The organism is Ensifer sp. ZNC0028, assembly GCF_000799055.1.
Taxonomy (GTDB): domain Bacteria; phylum Pseudomonadota; class Alphaproteobacteria; order Rhizobiales; family Rhizobiaceae; genus Ensifer.
Genome location: NZ_JTLA01000113.1, coordinates 1 through 14628 on the forward strand (window position 1 = coordinate 1; position 14628 = coordinate 14628).

General features: G+C 63.4%; 19 protein-coding genes and 1 pseudogene. 10 read left to right on the top strand and 10 right to left on the bottom strand.

Annotated features, from left to right (window positions below):
* From L981_RS26065 to L981_RS26080, 4 genes and pseudogenes are all read right to left on the bottom strand, one after another.
* A pseudogene (locus tag L981_RS26065) lies at positions 1-379 on the bottom strand (hypothetical protein); the annotation flags it as partial.
* Positions 379-978, bottom strand: coding sequence for a hypothetical protein (locus L981_RS26070; RefSeq protein WP_043623251.1), 600 nt, complete (start codon positions 976-978; stop codon positions 379-381). The pseudogene L981_RS26065 and the gene L981_RS26070, both read right to left, overlap by 1 nt.
* Before the next feature lie 104 nt (positions 979-1082).
* Complete coding sequence (locus L981_RS33445) at positions 1083-1667, bottom strand: N-acetyltransferase (protein WP_052202021.1); 585 nt, start codon at positions 1665-1667, stop codon at positions 1083-1085.
* Between the two features lie 149 nt (positions 1668-1816).
* Positions 1817-2257: a hypothetical protein gene (locus tag L981_RS26080; protein ID WP_052202022.1), complete on the bottom strand. Its 441-nt coding sequence runs from the start codon at positions 2255-2257 to the stop codon at positions 1817-1819.
* Between the two features lie 264 nt (positions 2258-2521).
* Between L981_RS26080 and L981_RS26085 the strand changes: the two genes are divergently transcribed.
* Together L981_RS26085 and L981_RS26090 are read left to right on the top strand one after the other, a co-directional pair.
* The gene (locus L981_RS26085; protein ID WP_043623254.1) at positions 2522-3112 is read left to right on the top strand and encodes a VOC family protein; all 591 of its coding nucleotides are present in this window, start codon (positions 2522-2524) and stop codon (positions 3110-3112) included.
* A gap of 93 nt (positions 3113-3205) precedes the next feature.
* The gene (locus L981_RS26090) at positions 3206-3898 is read left to right on the top strand and encodes a glutathione S-transferase family protein (protein ID WP_043623257.1); all 693 of its coding nucleotides are present in this window, start codon (positions 3206-3208) and stop codon (positions 3896-3898) included.
* 16 nt (positions 3899-3914) lie between these two features.
* On the opposite strand, the gene L981_RS26095 is transcribed toward L981_RS26090, so the two are convergent.
* The 3 genes from L981_RS26095 to phnF form a co-directional block, all read right to left on the bottom strand.
* On the bottom strand, positions 3915-4541 hold the full coding sequence (locus L981_RS26095; protein ID WP_043623260.1) for a hypothetical protein: 627 nt from the start codon (positions 4539-4541) through the stop codon (positions 3915-3917).
* A gap of 33 nt (positions 4542-4574) precedes the next feature.
* Complete coding sequence (locus tag L981_RS26100; RefSeq protein WP_043623263.1) at positions 4575-5969, bottom strand: selenium-binding family protein; 1395 nt, start codon at positions 5967-5969, stop codon at positions 4575-4577.
* Positions 5970-6140: 171 nt separating this feature from the next.
* Complete coding sequence (gene phnF / locus L981_RS26105; RefSeq protein WP_043623266.1) at positions 6141-6890, bottom strand: phosphonate metabolism transcriptional regulator PhnF; 750 nt, start codon at positions 6888-6890, stop codon at positions 6141-6143.
* Between the two features lie 90 nt (positions 6891-6980).
* Here phnF and phnG point away from each other — a divergent pair, with 90 nt between their 5' ends.
* From phnG to L981_RS26145, 8 genes are all read left to right on the top strand, one after another.
* Entirely contained in the window at positions 6981-7448 is a 468-nt protein-coding gene (gene phnG / locus L981_RS26110; protein ID WP_043623269.1) for a phosphonate C-P lyase system protein PhnG, read from the top strand.
* Positions 7448-8056 (top strand): phosphonate C-P lyase system protein PhnH, encoded by a 609-nt coding sequence (gene phnH / locus L981_RS26115; RefSeq protein ID WP_043623272.1) that lies wholly within the window; start codon positions 7448-7450, stop codon positions 8054-8056. Before phnG ends, phnH begins: the two co-directional genes overlap by 1 nt.
* Positions 8057-8059: 3 nt before the next feature.
* Positions 8060-9169, top strand: coding sequence for a carbon-phosphorus lyase complex subunit PhnI (locus tag L981_RS26120; protein WP_043623275.1), 1110 nt, complete (start codon positions 8060-8062; stop codon positions 9167-9169).
* Positions 9166-9438: a hypothetical protein gene (locus L981_RS34725; RefSeq protein ID WP_156134238.1), complete on the top strand. Its 273-nt coding sequence runs from the start codon at positions 9166-9168 to the stop codon at positions 9436-9438. The genes L981_RS26120 and L981_RS34725 overlap by 4 nt, the downstream gene beginning before the upstream one ends.
* Entirely contained in the window at positions 9435-10313 is an 879-nt protein-coding gene (locus tag L981_RS26130) for an alpha-D-ribose 1-methylphosphonate 5-phosphate C-P-lyase PhnJ (protein ID WP_043623281.1), read from the top strand. Before L981_RS34725 ends, L981_RS26130 begins: the two co-directional genes overlap by 4 nt.
* Positions 10310-11086: a phosphonate C-P lyase system protein PhnK gene (gene phnK, locus L981_RS26135; protein WP_043623284.1), complete on the top strand. Its 777-nt coding sequence runs from the start codon at positions 10310-10312 to the stop codon at positions 11084-11086. The genes L981_RS26130 and phnK overlap by 4 nt, the downstream gene beginning before the upstream one ends.
* Positions 11087-11151: 65 nt before the next feature.
* Complete coding sequence (gene phnL, locus L981_RS26140; protein ID WP_043623286.1) at positions 11152-11859, top strand: phosphonate C-P lyase system protein PhnL; 708 nt, start codon at positions 11152-11154, stop codon at positions 11857-11859.
* A complete protein-coding gene (locus tag L981_RS26145) occupies positions 11856-12470 on the top strand; it encodes a DapH/DapD/GlmU-related protein (protein ID WP_043623290.1) in 615 nt (204 codons plus the stop codon). The genes phnL and L981_RS26145 overlap by 4 nt, the downstream gene beginning before the upstream one ends.
* 54 nt (positions 12471-12524) lie before the next feature.
* On the opposite strand, the gene L981_RS26150 is transcribed toward L981_RS26145, so the two are convergent.
* The 3 genes from L981_RS26150 to L981_RS26160 form a co-directional block, all read right to left on the bottom strand.
* Positions 12525-13121: a DUF922 domain-containing Zn-dependent protease gene (locus tag L981_RS26150; RefSeq protein WP_245281722.1), complete on the bottom strand. Its 597-nt coding sequence runs from the start codon at positions 13119-13121 to the stop codon at positions 12525-12527.
* A gap of 186 nt (positions 13122-13307) precedes the next feature.
* Complete coding sequence (locus L981_RS26155; RefSeq protein ID WP_034800084.1) at positions 13308-13832, bottom strand: DUF992 domain-containing protein; 525 nt, start codon at positions 13830-13832, stop codon at positions 13308-13310.
* A gap of 340 nt (positions 13833-14172) precedes the next feature.
* Positions 14173-14628: DAK2 domain-containing protein (locus L981_RS26160; protein WP_156134239.1), on the bottom strand; the 456-nt coding region annotated here is incomplete at its 5' end.

Consider the following 14628-nt stretch of genomic DNA (forward strand, 5'->3'; position numbering starts at 1 on the left):
GGAGCCGCTCCGTCGGCAGATAGCCCGGCACGGTCGAAAACCGCTGGCTCAGCGCATAGCGCAGGCCATTGCCCGCCAGCCATTCCGCAGACATCAACGTCATCGTTTCTGTCTTGGCAACGGCCGCGCCCTCGATGAGCAGCCAGACACCTGAAGTGGAGTAGTCCTTGACCCGCCCGAAACTTTCGACCTTGAGCTGGCGCGCCAGATGCACATTGGCCGCGCCGAAGGCGAAGTCACGCGTTTCCGCCCGCTCGCCGACAGCACCGTGAATGGCGATCGGCGCGGTGATGTCGCCGTAGCCGGGCGTGCTGTTTCGCATCGTATAGAGCGCGGCGATCGCAAGGCCGCAAAGCAGCAGCGTACGGAAAGCCGACATCATTGCTCCGTCGTCTCCGAGGCCTGCGTGACCGGCAGTTCGACGACCGCAGCCTCACCGTCATCGAACCAATTCGGCGCGCCATAAAGATTGTCGCGCGGCTTGTAGATCTGTTTTCCGATCGCCAGCGAAAGCGTCTGCGGTTCCGGGCGGTCCGCCGGCCACTCCCAGGCCGCGACCAGTCTTTCCGGCATGTTCGGATTGATCGCACTGGCGATCCATTTGTCCCGCGCAAGGTAATAGGTGGGCTTGGGCTGCAGCGGAGCGGCATCATCCTGGATCGTGATCAGGTTCATGAAGCCGTTGCTGGTGGCGACGGACCGGTTGTCGACTTCGAGATCCACCAGCAGGAACCGCTTCTGTTCGAAAGGTTTCGTGCCGGTCGGTGGCAGGGACGACATCTGGGCGCCGTTGATGGTCACTCGCCATCGGCCCGTATCGACCGCCTGGCCTTTGCCGATGACCGGCACGGGAACCGGATTGGCTGCATCATAAACCGCCGAAGCAAAGGAAATCGCAGCCGCCGCCATGCCGCCGATGCCGGTGACAAGCATGATCAGCAGGCGCTGCCTGATCTTCGATCGCCGTACGATCGGCATATGTCCTCCATCCACCCTGCAGATGTTGCAACCGGAAGATAGGAAAGTTTGTCGCGGAAATCAAAACACGCGTGTCGGAAACGGTTTCTTCGGCAGACGCGGCGTCAGAACGAAAGCTCGAATGTGGAATATCGGAGCGTTGGAACGAAGCCCTGCGCCACGTAGACCGCACGAGCGGCCGTTGCCGACGGATCCATGCTGAGAAAAACCTCGCTGCACCCTGCGGATCGCAAATCGTCCAACGTCGCCCGGACGAGCGAGGTCCCGATCTGCCGACGGCGCGCTTCGGGCGCAACGGCCAGGTACTCTAGCCGCCCGAAATCCGTATCCGCGACCTTCAGCCAGACCGCCGCACCGAGAACGGCGTTGTCATCGTGCACATATCCAGCGTGATACCCTTCCGCCAGATATTCCCTCAACCGACCGGCGCAGTCGTCATCCCATTGAAAATGGTCTGCCAACAAAGTCGCAAGCTGAGGCAAGCGAGGATCGTCACGGCCGGTCAGTCTTTGCACGGTCCAGGCGCCACGCCCTTCCGCCTTCGGTTGACCATCGGCAACCCAACCCATTTCCTGATTTTCGCGCCCCTCCACCCAGCCTCGGTTGAGGACGATTTCGCGCAGGCCGGGATTTGCAGCGCTGACGCAGAGCCTGAGAAAGCCAAAACGCCGGCCTGCCAGCCGCTCCATAAGAGCCAGCACCTCCTCGGTCGCGACGGCCGCTTCGTCGAACGATAAGGTCCAACGGCAACCGCAGCCTCGCTGCGATTTATCATCGTCCTACTCCCGAGATCCTCGGGGCTATAGAGAACGCTAAAGGCGGCGACCGGCGAATTGGATCAGATGCGGTGAATCTGCTGCCGCCCCTCGTCGGAGACAGGAGGCCTCTTCTCGAAGGTCGCGCGAATGGACATGGGCGCGCCATCACCGCGCGACACCACCATGAACATCTGCAGTTGGCCGCCACGCCGAACGAACTGGATGCCGAAGCTTCTGCCGCCATAGGCGCCGGCAACGGTTGGCTGCCACTGTCCCTTGCCTGCGGCAAGCGGTAGGTCGGCAAAACGCTCGACGTTCGCCACGGCCTGCCAGCCGTTGTTGCTGCTCACGGTCAAAAGGTCACCGTGACGGACGATGCCGATATAGCATTTGTCGCACTGCCCGGCCGTGGAGGTCAGTTGCCGCCACTGTCCGACAAACGCATCACCATCAGCCCTGACGGGAGCAGCAGCGGAAAGAAGCAACAGACCAGCGACGCCGGCTTTGTACAGGATCTTCATGCTTCCCTCCTCGTCGCTGACCGACAGACACAACGCGACACAGTCTTTGATTGCGTCGCACAAGAAAAACAACCAAATCGAAGGCGGTCAAGATCAGGTGGGCTCAAAGCTGTGCATTGCCCGGCCACGAGACGTTCGCCGCCCGCCAATTCCCCCGTGATTGGCGCTTGCCTTCTGCCCGCGACGGGCGACAATTGCATGCGGTGGAAAGCGGGGCCAGGAGCCATTCGGCCCACATTGTCCGCCGAACCGGGGAGGCCGGCTATGCGCAAACTGCAATCGCAAGGCGTTCACCACATCACGCTTGTCGGGGCGGACCGGCAGACGTCGATCGATTTCTGGGAAGGGTTGCTCGGCATGCCCTTCATTTTCGAGCAACCGAACCTCGACCGGGCGAGCGAAAGCCACCTCTACTTCGATCCGGGCGACGGCCGCCTGATCACCGTCTTCACCGACGAGAACCGCACGCCAGATTCCGAGCGCACCCCGACCGACATGGGCTGCGTGCACCACATAGCCTTTGCCGTTTCGCGCGCGACATTCAACCAGGCCGTGGAGCGGCTCGACGAGCGAAAGATCCGGCACAGCGGCGTCAAGGATCGCGGCTTCATGGATTCGATCTACTTCGAGGATCCGCTTGGATTGCTGGTCGAATTGGCGTCCTATCGCTTCGAACCGCCCACGGGCCACAGCCACGCCGAGGTGCTGATGGAAGCCCACAGGGTGAGGGTCGCTCGCGGCGACTACAACATCGCCGAGGTTCACCTTGCCGATGCGATCGAGGCGCTGGTCGAGCGCACGCGACCCACGCTTTCGCCCGATCGCCTGGCAAAAGACCCGTACGGCCGACGCTAGCATCGATCGGCGCAGGGAAAGGCCGCTCGATTTGCGCAGGTGGCTCAAGCAAGAGCAGCACCTGCCGAATGGCGCTCAAAAGGGAGGAATGCCATGTCCGCAATCCAGCTCAACGTCATCAAGCCCAGCGTCAACAACATGACGGCGCGCGTGTTTCTCAGGGCAGCCAATCTCGATTTCAGCGAAAACGACGTCTACGGCCAGACGCGCACGCCCGAATATCTGGCCCGAGCGCCCTCGCACCTGACACCGATGATTGAGATGGCGGACCTGCCCAAAGGCGCGCTTTGGGAAAGCTGCGCGATCATGCAGTACCTCTGCAACAAACATGGGCTGGATGACTTCTACGCGAGGGAACCAGAAGCACGCGCGATGATCGACAGCGCCATGTTCTATCTGATCGGCACGTTCTATCCCTATCTCGCCCGCGCAACCTATCCGGCGCTGAACTTTCCGCTTTACGCGGGCGAAGTCGGCTGCAGCGATGCAGACGCGGCGACGAAGGAGATCGCCCGTCAGGCGGCGGTTGCAGCCCTTGCCGAACCGCTCGAGGTATTCCGCACGTTCTACATCGGCGACAAGCCGTTCATCGGGGGTGCCAAGCCTTCAATCGCCGATATCCGGCTCGCCGCAACGCTCGAGTTCCTGGCCGCGATCGACTATGAGCTGCCGGACTGGGCAAAGACCTACATGGCGAACATCGAACGAACGCTCGGACCTGCCTATGCCGAGCCCGCCGCCGATGTCCGCGGCTATATCGGCTATGTGAAATCGCAGCGTCAGTAGGCGGCTGCCTTGCGCTTCATTGGATGAGAAGAACGACGCCGGTTGCCCCAAGTGCGAGCGACCAAAGACGATCCAAATTGATCCAGGCCGAACGCAGTACCGCAAGGTCGAACCAGGAGAAGACGGCAAGCGCCAGCGCGGCGGTCACCGTCAACATCGCGATACTATGCACCGCGACGGCCGCGAGCGAGAACGGCAGCGAACTTGCCATCGCCAGGTCGCCTGCGTGACCTGCAAGACAGAGACTGAGCACCGCCGGCACCAGCATGAGGCCGGCCCCGTGGCTCGTCGCCATCAGGAAGGACCAGAGCGCAAGTCCCGCCATGCCAGTCCGCATCCCGATACGGACGCGGTGGCGATGGCCATAAATGGCGGTGTAGCCGGCGGCACCGAGAATGAGCACGGCCGCAGCGATCCTGAAGGTGTTCGGATCGAGCACCGAGCCGAATGCTGCGAACACCGCCAGCACGCTCGCGACCGAGATCGCGTGACCGACCGCAATGGGTGCCAGGGACAGCCAGACGACCCGGCTGCTCTGGCGATGAAGCCCGAGTGCCACGGCGAACAACCAGCCCATCGCAGGATTGAGGCCGTGAAAGGCGCCGAGGCCGGCGAGCGAGAGCCATGGCCAGACCGCCGTCATTCGCCGTGACCGGGCTGCACCACAGCTCCCTCCTCACGGATAACAATAGGAATCGGACGAGCAGTCGCCGCCTTCGAGGCGAACCTGATGCGGTCGGTGGCCCTTTGGCCAATCCACAAAGAAGCGCTCGTCGAACGCGATCCCGCCACCATCGGCAACATCGAGCTTGACCATCCATCCGTCGATGCCTTCAGGGTAGAACTGCGGGTCGATGGCGCCGTAGAGCGAATTGGTGAAATAGACCCGCTTGCCGTCACGGCTGATCTCGACCATTTGCGGCCCACCGTTGAGCGCGCCGTTCTTCGCCTTCGGGTGGCTTGCGCGCGAAACGATACCGCCGATTCGAACCCGTCCCGTCTCCTTCGGCGCGAAGGGGTCGGACACGTCGTACTGGATCATGTCGCCGGTGCCCCAGCAGGAAACGTAAAGGAACCGGTCGTCCATCGAGAGATCGATGTCGGTGACGAGCGGCGCGACCGCACTGAAGCCTTTCAGCACCGGCGGCAGCAGATCCGGATCGGCCGGTTCTGCCGGGATCTCGATCACCTTCTTGACCGCCCATTTGTCGCCGTCGCGATACCAGGTCCAGATCGACGCCGAGAGATCCTTGAGGCTGATGACGCAGCCAACGAAACCATAGGCTTTGGTCGGGTCGTGCGCCGGGCGCAGTTCGAAGACGAGCTGGTGTTCCTTGCCAAAATCGATCTCCTGCACGTGCTTACGCTTGTGCAGGTCCCAGAAATGCAAGCGCCGGCCGTACTTCGAACCAAGGAGCACCTCGGGAACCAACCCGTTCTCGAACGTATCGGGCGTGCCCCATTCGCTTGTTATCATCGTGTCGTGGCCGAGATGCCACCAGAAATCATAGGCGAGCTTCTGCGGCCCACGGTCCATTTCCCATTGGCCAAGAACGTCGAAGCTCTGATGGTCGAGCAGGAAGATGCCGCCGGGCGCCTTGCCGTCGCGATCGGCAAGCGCGTTGACGTAGATGCCTTCAGGCCCGCAATGAGTTGTGTGCAACCGCGAATAGTTCGCCTTCTCGGCAATTTCGGCGGGCTCGATCACCCGCACGATCTTCGGATTGCGCGGATCCGGCTTGGTGTCGATGATGTGCAGACGCGAGGAGCGCAGGCCCGGCACCACCAGGTAGCGGCGCTCGACATGCGGGTGCGGCGCGTTGGGGCACAGGCACGAGGAACAGGCGTTCCAGCCGAAATGATGCAGCTCGTCCCCGACATTCGGCATATCGACCTTGCCGACGATCTGCGAATAGGTCGGCGACGCCGGATCGACATCGACGACGGCGATCGCGTCTGGTCGTCTTCGGTCTGGATCGAAAGCCGCCACGTAGGCGAGCGTCTCCTTTGGGGCCTTGGCCGCCATGCGCGGTGATGGATAGAAGGATGGATCGGGTCGCCACGTCGCCATTGCCATTCTCCCCCTAAGAGAAGTCCCGAATGCGCGGTTCCTGATGCAGGCTCCGGTCATGCGGCAAAAACGCGTCGGAAATGCGGCCCTTGCCTTATTTCCTGACGGGGATCGGAACGCTTCTGGTTGGACGAGACGGGACCGCGACCGGCAGAGGTCGGTTTAAAGACCTCACGTCTCGATCCGCAGCTTCATCCGGTCAGCGGCAAAACGGCTACGGGAATACTCGATCGGCTTGCCGTCGAGATCGGCGTTGGTCGACTGAGCTTCGAGCACGATTGCGCCGGGCGAGAGCTTCAGCATCGAGAGCTCCTCGGCATCGGCATGCCGGGCGACGATCTCCGTCGAGGCGCGTACATAATCATCCAGGCCGTGGGCTGCAAAGGCCTTGGTGACGGAGTTCAGCCGTTCGAATTCCTCGGCCATGCGCGGGAAGCGATGCGCAGGATAATAGCTCGACGATACCGAGAGCGGTCGGCCATCGCCGCTGCTGACGGTGCGAAGCTCGGTCACAGGATCGCCCGGCGAAATGCCGAGCGCCTTTGCGACCTCTCCGCTCGCCGGCAGTTCGGCATGGCCAAGCAGCCGCGTGCCGATCTCCTTCACCTGGTGGCCGAGACCTTGCGAGAAGCGCGTGCGCTTCGAGATCGGATAGCTCACCCGTTCCTTGCGCTCGATCATCGTGCCGCGCCCCTGGACGGCGCGCACCAGACCCTCTTCGGCGAGCGCCGCCAGCGCACTTCTGACCGTGTGCCGGTTGACGCCGAACTCGCCGGCGAGCGTGGTTTCCGCCGGCACCATGCCGGTCGCATCATAGTCGCCATTGCTGATGGCCAGGCGGATCCGGTCGGCGATCTGCCGCCACAGGGCGACCCCCGTCTGGCGCTCCACCACTTTTCGCACTGCCGTGTCTTTTCGCATTGGCATGTCACAAGCCTGTCATTTGCGGACGTTATGAAAAAGTATAAGATGTATAGTTGTCTAGATCAATAGACATTTGAGGTGAAAATGATGGATGCGAAGCTGAAACAGGAAAGCCCGCCGGATCCGGCGCGCAAGAAGGCCATGGGGCTGCTCGCCCGCGCAACCCTCGACGAGCTCAACGCCGCCTGGGAAGCGCTTGCCGACAAGCCGGACGTTCATCCGGTCCGCGGTCCGGAAACCGGCCTTGTCATGGTGCGCGGCCGAATCGGTGGCGGCGGCGACGCCTTCAATCTCGGAGAAGCCACCGTTTCGCGTGCCACAATCCGCCTTTCGACTGGCGAGATCGGCCACGGGCAGTTGCTCGGCACGGACCGGCAGCGCGCGCGGCTCGCGGCCATCTTTGACGCCCTTGCCCAACGTGACGGCGACAGGGTGGGCGTCGAGGCCCTGCTTGGCCGCGTGGCCGACCGGCTTGCCCAGGAAGAACGCCGAAAGGCCGAGGAGACCGCGGCCACCCGCGTCGACTTTTTCACCATGGTCCGGGGAGACGACTGATGGCCAGCCAATCGCAGATTTATGCCGGCGCCTTTGCCGATCCGGTCTTTGCAGCCCAGTCCGTCTTCCGTGACCTGATGGATGGCTTTGCACGTCCGGGCACGATCAAGCGCCTTGGCGCGACCAGCACGCCCCCCGTTCCGCTCGCTGCGGCCGCCGGCGCCGTGGCGCTGACCTTGTGCGACCATGACACCCCCGTCTGGCTGACGCCGGCGCTTTCCAAATCGGCCGTTCCGCAGTGGATCGCCTTTCACACGGGTGCTCCGCTTACCACCAGCAAGACCGACGCGCGCTTTGCCTTCATCGAAAAGGGCGCAGCCTTCCCCGGTTTCGATCAGTTTTCCCTCGGCACGCAGGAATATCCGGACCGTTCGACGACACTCGTCATCGAAGTCGAGGCGCTGACCGGCGACCCGGTGCTGACCGCCAAGGGCCCCGGCATCAAGGACGTAGCGGACGTTGCGGTGAAGGGGTTGCCGGACGTCTTCCTTGAATTCTGGACGGCCAATCGCGCGATTTTTCCGCGCGGCGTCGATCTCGTGCTGACGGCAGGCGACAAGCTCGTCTGCCTGCCGCGCACCACCCGTCTTTCGCTCAAGGAGGCGTGAGCCATGTACGTAGCCGTCAAGGGCGGGGAAGCCGCCATTGCCAATGCCCACCGCCTTCTCGCCGATCGCCGCCGCGGCGACCGCAATCTTCCCTCTATCACCATCGACCAGGTGGTCGAGCAACTCGGCCTTGCCGTCGATCGGGTGATGGCGGAAGCCTCGCTCTACGACCGCGCGCTCGCAGCGCTTGCCGTGCGCCAGGCGCGCGGCGATATGATCGAAGCGATCTTCATCCTGCGCGCATACCGCACGACGCTGCCGCGCTTCGGCTATTCCGAGCCGGTCGATACCGCCAACATGAAGGTCGAGCGCCGCGTTTCGGCGACCTACAAGGATCTGCCGGGCGGTCAGCTGCTGGGCCCGACCTTCGACTACACCCACCGCCTGCTCGACCCGTCGCTCATCGCCGATGACGCTGTCGAGGCACCGGCAGTCAAGGAACCCGGCGAGCACGTCATGCGCGTCTCCGACATTCTCGACGGTGAAGGCCTGATCGAGGGTGACGGGCAAATGCCCGAAGGCCACGTCATGGGCGACCTGACACGTGAGCCGATGGAGTTTCCGATGGCCCGGGACCTCCGCCTGCAGGCGCTCGCCCGCGGTGACGAAGGCTTCCTGCTGGCGCTCGCCTACTCCACCCAGCGTGGCTACGGCCGCACCCATCCCTTCGTCGGCGAAGTCCGCATCGGCGAAGTGGAGGTCGAGCTCGACCTGCCGGAACTCGGCTTTGCCGTCTCGCTCGGCTCGATCCGCGTCACCGAATGCCAGATGGTCAACCAGTTCATGGGCTCGGCCAAGCAGCCGCCGCAGTTCACCCGCGGTTACGGCCTCGTCTTCGGCCAGAGCGAACGCAAGGCGATGTCGATGTCGCTGGTCGACCGGGCGCTCAGAACCGACGAATTCAATGAGGACATCGTCGCCCCCGCCCAGGACCAGGAATTCGTCATCTCGCACGCCGACAACGTCCAGGCGACCGGCTTCGTCGAGCACCTGAAGCTGCCACATTATGTCGACTTCCAGGCCGAACTCGACCTCGTCCGCCGGATGCGCCGCGACTACGACACGGCCAATGCAGGCGACACGGCGAAGGAACAGCGGGAGGCGGCCGAATGATCGGATTTTTCTCCAGTCTTAACGGCTCAGTCGCCGCCACCGTCCCCGCCGCCGCAATCGCCGCCATCACCGGCATAGACGCCACCGGCGTGGCCCCCGCCGTCGTTGTTGCGCGCTCGGCTGTCCGGTTCTCGGGCCTCCCGGCGGGCAACGCCGAACAGGCCGGCAACCGCGGAACACACCAAGAAGATTCCAACCACCCAGACAAAAATCTCGCTCAAATCCTGACCCCATCAGCGGTCGACACACTCAAGGGTAATCGGCGATGAACGACCTTGCTACCTATAACTTCGCCTATCTCGACGAACAGACGAAGCGCATGATCCGCCGCGCGATCCTCAAAGCAATCGCCATTCCCGGCTACCAGGTGCCGTTTGCCTCGCGCGAAATGCCGATGCCCTACGGCTGGGGCACCGGCGGCGTCCAGGTGACGGCCTCGATCCTCGGGCCGCAGGACGTGCTGAAGGTCATCGACCAGGGTGCAGACGACACCACCAACGCGGTTTCGATCCGCGCCTTCTTCCAGAAGGTCGCCGACGTCGCGGTCACCACCCGGACGAAAGAGGCGACGATCATCCAGACGCGCCACCGCATCCCGGAGGAAAAGCTCTCCGAGGGTCAGACGCTCGTCTACCAGGTGCCGATCCCGGAACCTTTGCGCTTCCTTGAGCCGCGCGAGACCGAGACGCGCAAGATGCATGCGCTCGAGGAATACGGGCTGATGCATGTGAAGCTCTACGAGGACATTGCCCGCAACGGCCATATCGCGACGACCTACGCCTATCCGGTCAAGGTCGAGGGTCGCTACGTGATGGACCCGTCGCCGACGCCGAAGTTCGACAATCCGAAGATGCACATGTCGGAAGCCCTCCAGCTCTTCGGCGCTGGCCGCGAAAAGCGGATCTACGCCGTGCCGCCCTATACCGACGTCGTCAGCCTCGATTTCGACGACCATCCCTTCGAGATCCAGACGTTCGACAAGCCCTGCGCGCTCTGCGGCGCAGAGGACGTCTATCTCGACGAGGTGATCCTCGACGACAAGGGCGGACGCATGTTCGTCTGCTCCGATACCGATCATTGCGAAGACCGCCGCGCCTGTGGCCATGCAGGTCACATGCTCGCACGCCAGGAGGCCGCAGAATGAGTACGCTCCCGCTTCTGAAAGTGAACGACGTCTCGAAGTTCTACGGAAGCCGCATCGGCTGCCGCAACGTTTCCTTCGAGCTCTATGCCGGCGAAGTGCTCGCCATCGTCGGCGAATCCGGCTCCGGCAAAACGACGCTTCTGTCCTGCCTCTCGACGCGCCTGATGCCGACGTCGGGCATCGTCGAATATCACATGCGCGACGGCCAGTACCGTGATCTCGCCCGCATGGGCGAGGCCGAGCGTCGCTTCCTGATGCGCACCGACTGGGGCTTCGTGCACCAGAACCCGGCCGATGGCCTGCGCATGACGGTTTCGGCCGGCGCCAATGTCGGCGAACGGCTGATGGCCGTCGGCGATCGCCACTACGGAAACATCCGCGCCACCGCCAGCGACTGGCTTGAGCGGGTGGAAATCGGTATCGACCGTATCGACGACCAGCCGCGCGCCTTCTCGGGCGGCATGCGCCAGCGCCTGCAGATCGCCCGAAACCTCGTCACCTCCCCTCGCCTCGTCTTCATGGACGAGCCGACCGGCGGCCTCGACGTCTCGGTTCAGGCGCGCCTGCTCGATCTGGTGCGTGGTCTCGTGCATGACCTCGGGCTTGCCGCCATCATCGTCACCCACGACCTCGCCGTCGCCCGTCTCCTCTCGCACCGCATGATGGTGATGAAGGACGGCGCGGTCATCGAACAGGGCCTGACCGACCGCGTACTCGACGATCCGCGCGAGCCCTATACCCAGCTCCTCGTCTCCTCGATCCTGCAGGTGTGACGCATGATCGCGAAACGTGAAAATCGGTTCTCGGACAAGATCATGCGCATAGGAAAGTAAGAACCATGGCAACTCCTCTCGTTGTTTCCGAAGTCGCAAAAAGCTTCACCATGCACCTGCGCGACGGTATTCGCCGGCCGGTCGTCGCCAACGTCTCCTTCTCGGTGAAGGCGGGCGAATGCGTCGTTCTCGGCGGCCCCTCCGGCGTCGGCAAGAGCTCGATCCTGAAAATGCTCTACGGCAATTATGGCGTCGACGAAGGTCAGATCCTGATGGATCACGACGGCAAGCTGGTGAACCTCGCAACCGCCGAGCCGCGCACCGTGCTTGAAGTCCGGCGCACCACGCTCGGCTATGTCAGCCAGTTCCTGCGGGTCGTGCCGCGCGTCTCCTCGCTCGACATCGTCGCCGAGCCGCTGCAGGCTCGTGGCATGCCGCTCGAAGAGGCCCGCACTCATGCGGCCGAACTGCTGAACAAGCTGAACCTGCCGCGCGAACTCTGGAGCCTGCCGCCGGTGACCTTCTCCGGCGGCGAGCAGCAGCGCGTCAACATCGCCCGCGGCTTCATCACCGACCACAAGATCCTTTTGCTGGACGAACCGACCGCTTCGCTCGATGCGAAGAACCGGGCGGTCGTGGTCGAGCTGATTGCCCAGAAAAAGGCCAAGGGCACGGCGCTGATCGGCATCTTCCACGACGAGGAAGTGCGCGACGCGGTTGCCGACCGCATCCTCGACGTTTCTGCCTTCTCGCCCAGGAAGGCTGCCGCATGAGCCAGAAGCTCGGGCTCGAGCCCTTCATCCACCCGACGGCGAGCGTCAACAATTCGACGCTCGGGCGCTACACCGAAGTGCAGGAGCGCTCGCGGCTCGACGAGGTCGAGTTCGGCGACTACTCCTACATCATGCAGGACGGCTCTATCTGGTGCGCGACGATCGGCAAGTTCGTCAACATTGCCGCTGCCGTGCGCATCAACGCCACCAACCACCCGACCTGGCGCGCGACACTGCACCACTTCACCTATCGCGCACCGAACTACTGGGATGATACCGAACTCGACCACGACCTCTTCGCCTGGCGGCGGTCGAACCGGGTGACGATCGGCCATGACGTCTGGATCGGCCACGGCGCCACAATTCTGCCGGGCGTCACCGTCGGCAACGGCGCCGTCATTGGTGCCGGTGCGGTGGTCTCGAAGGACGTCGCGCCCTACACCATCGTCGGCGGCGTCCCGGCGAAGCTCATCCGCGACCGTTTCAACGAAGGCGTCGGCGAGCGCATGGACGCGCTTTCCTGGTGGGATTGGGACCACCAGCGCCTGCGCCGCGCACTCGACGACTTCCGCGAGTTGACGGCCGAGGAATTTTTGGTGCGTTACGCCTGAGTGATACGGCGCCGGGCAGAGGTTCGGCGCCTTTTCGAACTGAGAACGCGGCGGTTACGGCCCGTTCACCAGCCTCAGGATCAACTGGTGAATGTTGCCGCCATCCGTCAGTTCCACCTGGTCGAAATCGCGGCTGCGCTGGCGTTGCGCCTGCGAGAGCGCACCCAGACGCTCGGTCATGACTGTCCTGATCTTGCGGCATTTCGGATCGTCGGGAACGGTCAGCCCCAACGTTGCCTGCTCGATCGCGTGCACCATCTCCTTGATGAAGTCACCATGTACGAGCTCGTGCTTGCGTACGCCGTCGATGAAGACGTCCCAGTTTTCGCGCGTGCCTGAAGGCAGCGGCTTTGCCGGTTTCGGCAGGGTGTAGGTGATGATCAGCTTCGGTTTTGCCACCGCCAGCACACAGGCGCCGCTCTGCTCTTCGTATTTTCGCGTCCAGGTCAGCTTGAAGTTGGTGTGGGCGATCGCCCTGCCGATACCAGCCTTGGGGCCGCGCTCGCCGATCGAGGCATAGAGTTCCGCGCCCGTCTGTCCGTTGACGGTGTAGAGCGCTTCCTTTTCGACCGCCTGCCATTCGGCCGAGGCGGTGTGCGGCGCGCTTGCGAAACAAAGGGCAATCAGCCCAAAACAAAGGCTTCTGTTCAATCCGATCCCTCGACGTTCGCTCTTATGGCGCCAACTCCCGCCGGCCTTCCTTAACCGCGAATCGGAGGATGGCAACAGCGCAAAATGCAAAGGCACCGCACGCTCGTCTGAGTGTGCGGTGCCTTTGTTGTCATATGCGTCCCTGCCGAGCCAGCCATGGGAGGAGCAGCGGCCCGACGCCGGACGTTAGTTGACGGCCGTCAGCGTCATCGACGTGCCGGTTGCGGCCAGGTTGAGGCCGATCTGGCCGGTCACGCTGATCGTCTGCAGGTGGATCGACCCAGAGGTGCCGCCGACGAGGATGTTGGCACCGATACCGGCGCCGACGGTCGCTTCCGCGGTTGCACCCTGATAGAGGCCGCCGAGCGAGCCGCGGTGGTAGCCCGCGGTCGGGGCGAACACGGCCCAGATCAGGCGGCTTTGCGTCGTGAAGCCGACATCGACGCCCATCTTGCGGATGGCGCCCGAATAGTGGTCGGACGCTTCGGCGCCCATGGTCGAGCGGAAGACGCAATCGACTTCCTTGGCCGACCCGAGCACATAGCCGACACCGCCGGCGATATTGCAGTCGAGGTAGCCGATCTTGACGCCATTGCTGGTGTCGGGCTCAGGCTGCGGTTGAACTGTCGCGAGATCGGCTGCGTTTGCGGCGATCGCGCCAGCGAGAACCAGAGACGCTGCGGACACCTTCACGGCAAAACTCTTTTTCATTCTTGTCTCCTTCTCGGAACGTCAGAAATGATTGTCATTTGACCGGCGGCACGCGAACTCAAAAACATAGCGCACGCTGCAGGAAAACAAAGCCATAGCCCCCGATCGGGCAATTCCGTGGCAAGTTTTTAGCAGATGATAAAATTGGTCGGGTTTCCCCAACAATGACTGCAGATAGTGTTGAAAAAGCCACGAAAAGGCGGGGCTTGAGCCTTCTGCCAACGCGGTCTGGCGCGACATCGTGTGACGGCGGCGCCGAACGGCGCAGAGGGAGGCGGTCACATCGGGAGAGGTTTCCGATCGGGCGGCGACGCCGCCCGATCGGAGGAGACAATTAATCTCAGGCCTTTGCGGCCTGCGCCAGCACACCGGCGGCAACGCGAGCAGTCAGCGCCAGCGAAACGGCGCCAGCGTCCGGATGGCCGACGCTCTTTTCGGCGAGCGGCCGTGCACGGCCGAGCTTCGGCGTCAGGCTGGACGTGGCTTCTGCCGCTTCGGTCGCAGCCTTTGCCGCCGCCTGCCATGCCTCGATAAGCGGCTTTCCGGCGGCAAACTCGCGCTCGAGGGTCTCGACGAAAGGCACCAGCGCATCGACCAGCGTCTTGTCGCCGATACGGGCGCGGCCGAGGCGGGTCACGCCATCGAGCGCACGGCGGGCGCCGTCGACAATAGCGGCATCGCTCGGGGCTGCATCATCGTTGAAGGCATTGCTCCAGGCGCGCAGCAGCAGGCCCCAGATCGCGCCCGACGTGCCGCCGGCCCGGTCCGCCCAGGCATCGCCCGCCACCGCCAGCAC

Bases quoted from the DNA above. Each gene is read 5' to 3' on its own strand.
- L981_RS26070 (WP_043623251.1), bottom strand. From the start codon at position 978: ATGCCGATCGTACGGCGATCGAAGATCAGGCAGCGCCTGCTGATCATG.
- L981_RS33445 (WP_052202021.1), bottom strand. From the start codon at position 1,667: ATGGAGCGGCTGGCAGGCCGGCGTTTTGGCTTTCTCAGGCTCTGCGTC.
- L981_RS26080 (WP_052202022.1), bottom strand. From the start codon at position 2,257: ATGAAGATCCTGTACAAAGCCGGCGTCGCTGGTCTGTTGCTTCTTTCC.
- L981_RS26085 (WP_043623254.1), top strand. From the start codon at position 2,522: ATGCGCAAACTGCAATCGCAAGGCGTTCACCACATCACGCTTGTCGGG.
- L981_RS26090 (WP_043623257.1), top strand. From the start codon at position 3,206: ATGTCCGCAATCCAGCTCAACGTCATCAAGCCCAGCGTCAACAACATG.
- L981_RS26095 (WP_043623260.1), bottom strand. From the start codon at position 4,541: ATGACGGCGGTCTGGCCATGGCTCTCGCTCGCCGGCCTCGGCGCCTTT.
- L981_RS26100 (WP_043623263.1), bottom strand. From the start codon at position 5,969: ATGGCGACGTGGCGACCCGATCCATCCTTCTATCCATCACCGCGCATG.
- phnF (WP_043623266.1), bottom strand. From the start codon at position 6,890: ATGCGAAAAGACACGGCAGTGCGAAAAGTGGTGGAGCGCCAGACGGGG.
- phnG (WP_043623269.1), top strand. From the start codon at position 6,981: ATGGATGCGAAGCTGAAACAGGAAAGCCCGCCGGATCCGGCGCGCAAG.
- phnH (WP_043623272.1), top strand. From the start codon at position 7,448: ATGGCCAGCCAATCGCAGATTTATGCCGGCGCCTTTGCCGATCCGGTC.
- L981_RS26120 (WP_043623275.1), top strand. From the start codon at position 8,060: ATGTACGTAGCCGTCAAGGGCGGGGAAGCCGCCATTGCCAATGCCCAC.
- L981_RS34725 (WP_156134238.1), top strand. From the start codon at position 9,166: ATGATCGGATTTTTCTCCAGTCTTAACGGCTCAGTCGCCGCCACCGTC.
- L981_RS26130 (WP_043623281.1), top strand. From the start codon at position 9,435: ATGAACGACCTTGCTACCTATAACTTCGCCTATCTCGACGAACAGACG.
- phnK (WP_043623284.1), top strand. From the start codon at position 10,310: ATGAGTACGCTCCCGCTTCTGAAAGTGAACGACGTCTCGAAGTTCTAC.
- phnL (WP_043623286.1), top strand. From the start codon at position 11,152: ATGGCAACTCCTCTCGTTGTTTCCGAAGTCGCAAAAAGCTTCACCATG.
- L981_RS26145 (WP_043623290.1), top strand. From the start codon at position 11,856: ATGAGCCAGAAGCTCGGGCTCGAGCCCTTCATCCACCCGACGGCGAGC.
- L981_RS26155 (WP_034800084.1), bottom strand. From the start codon at position 13,832: ATGAAAAAGAGTTTTGCCGTGAAGGTGTCCGCAGCGTCTCTGGTTCTC.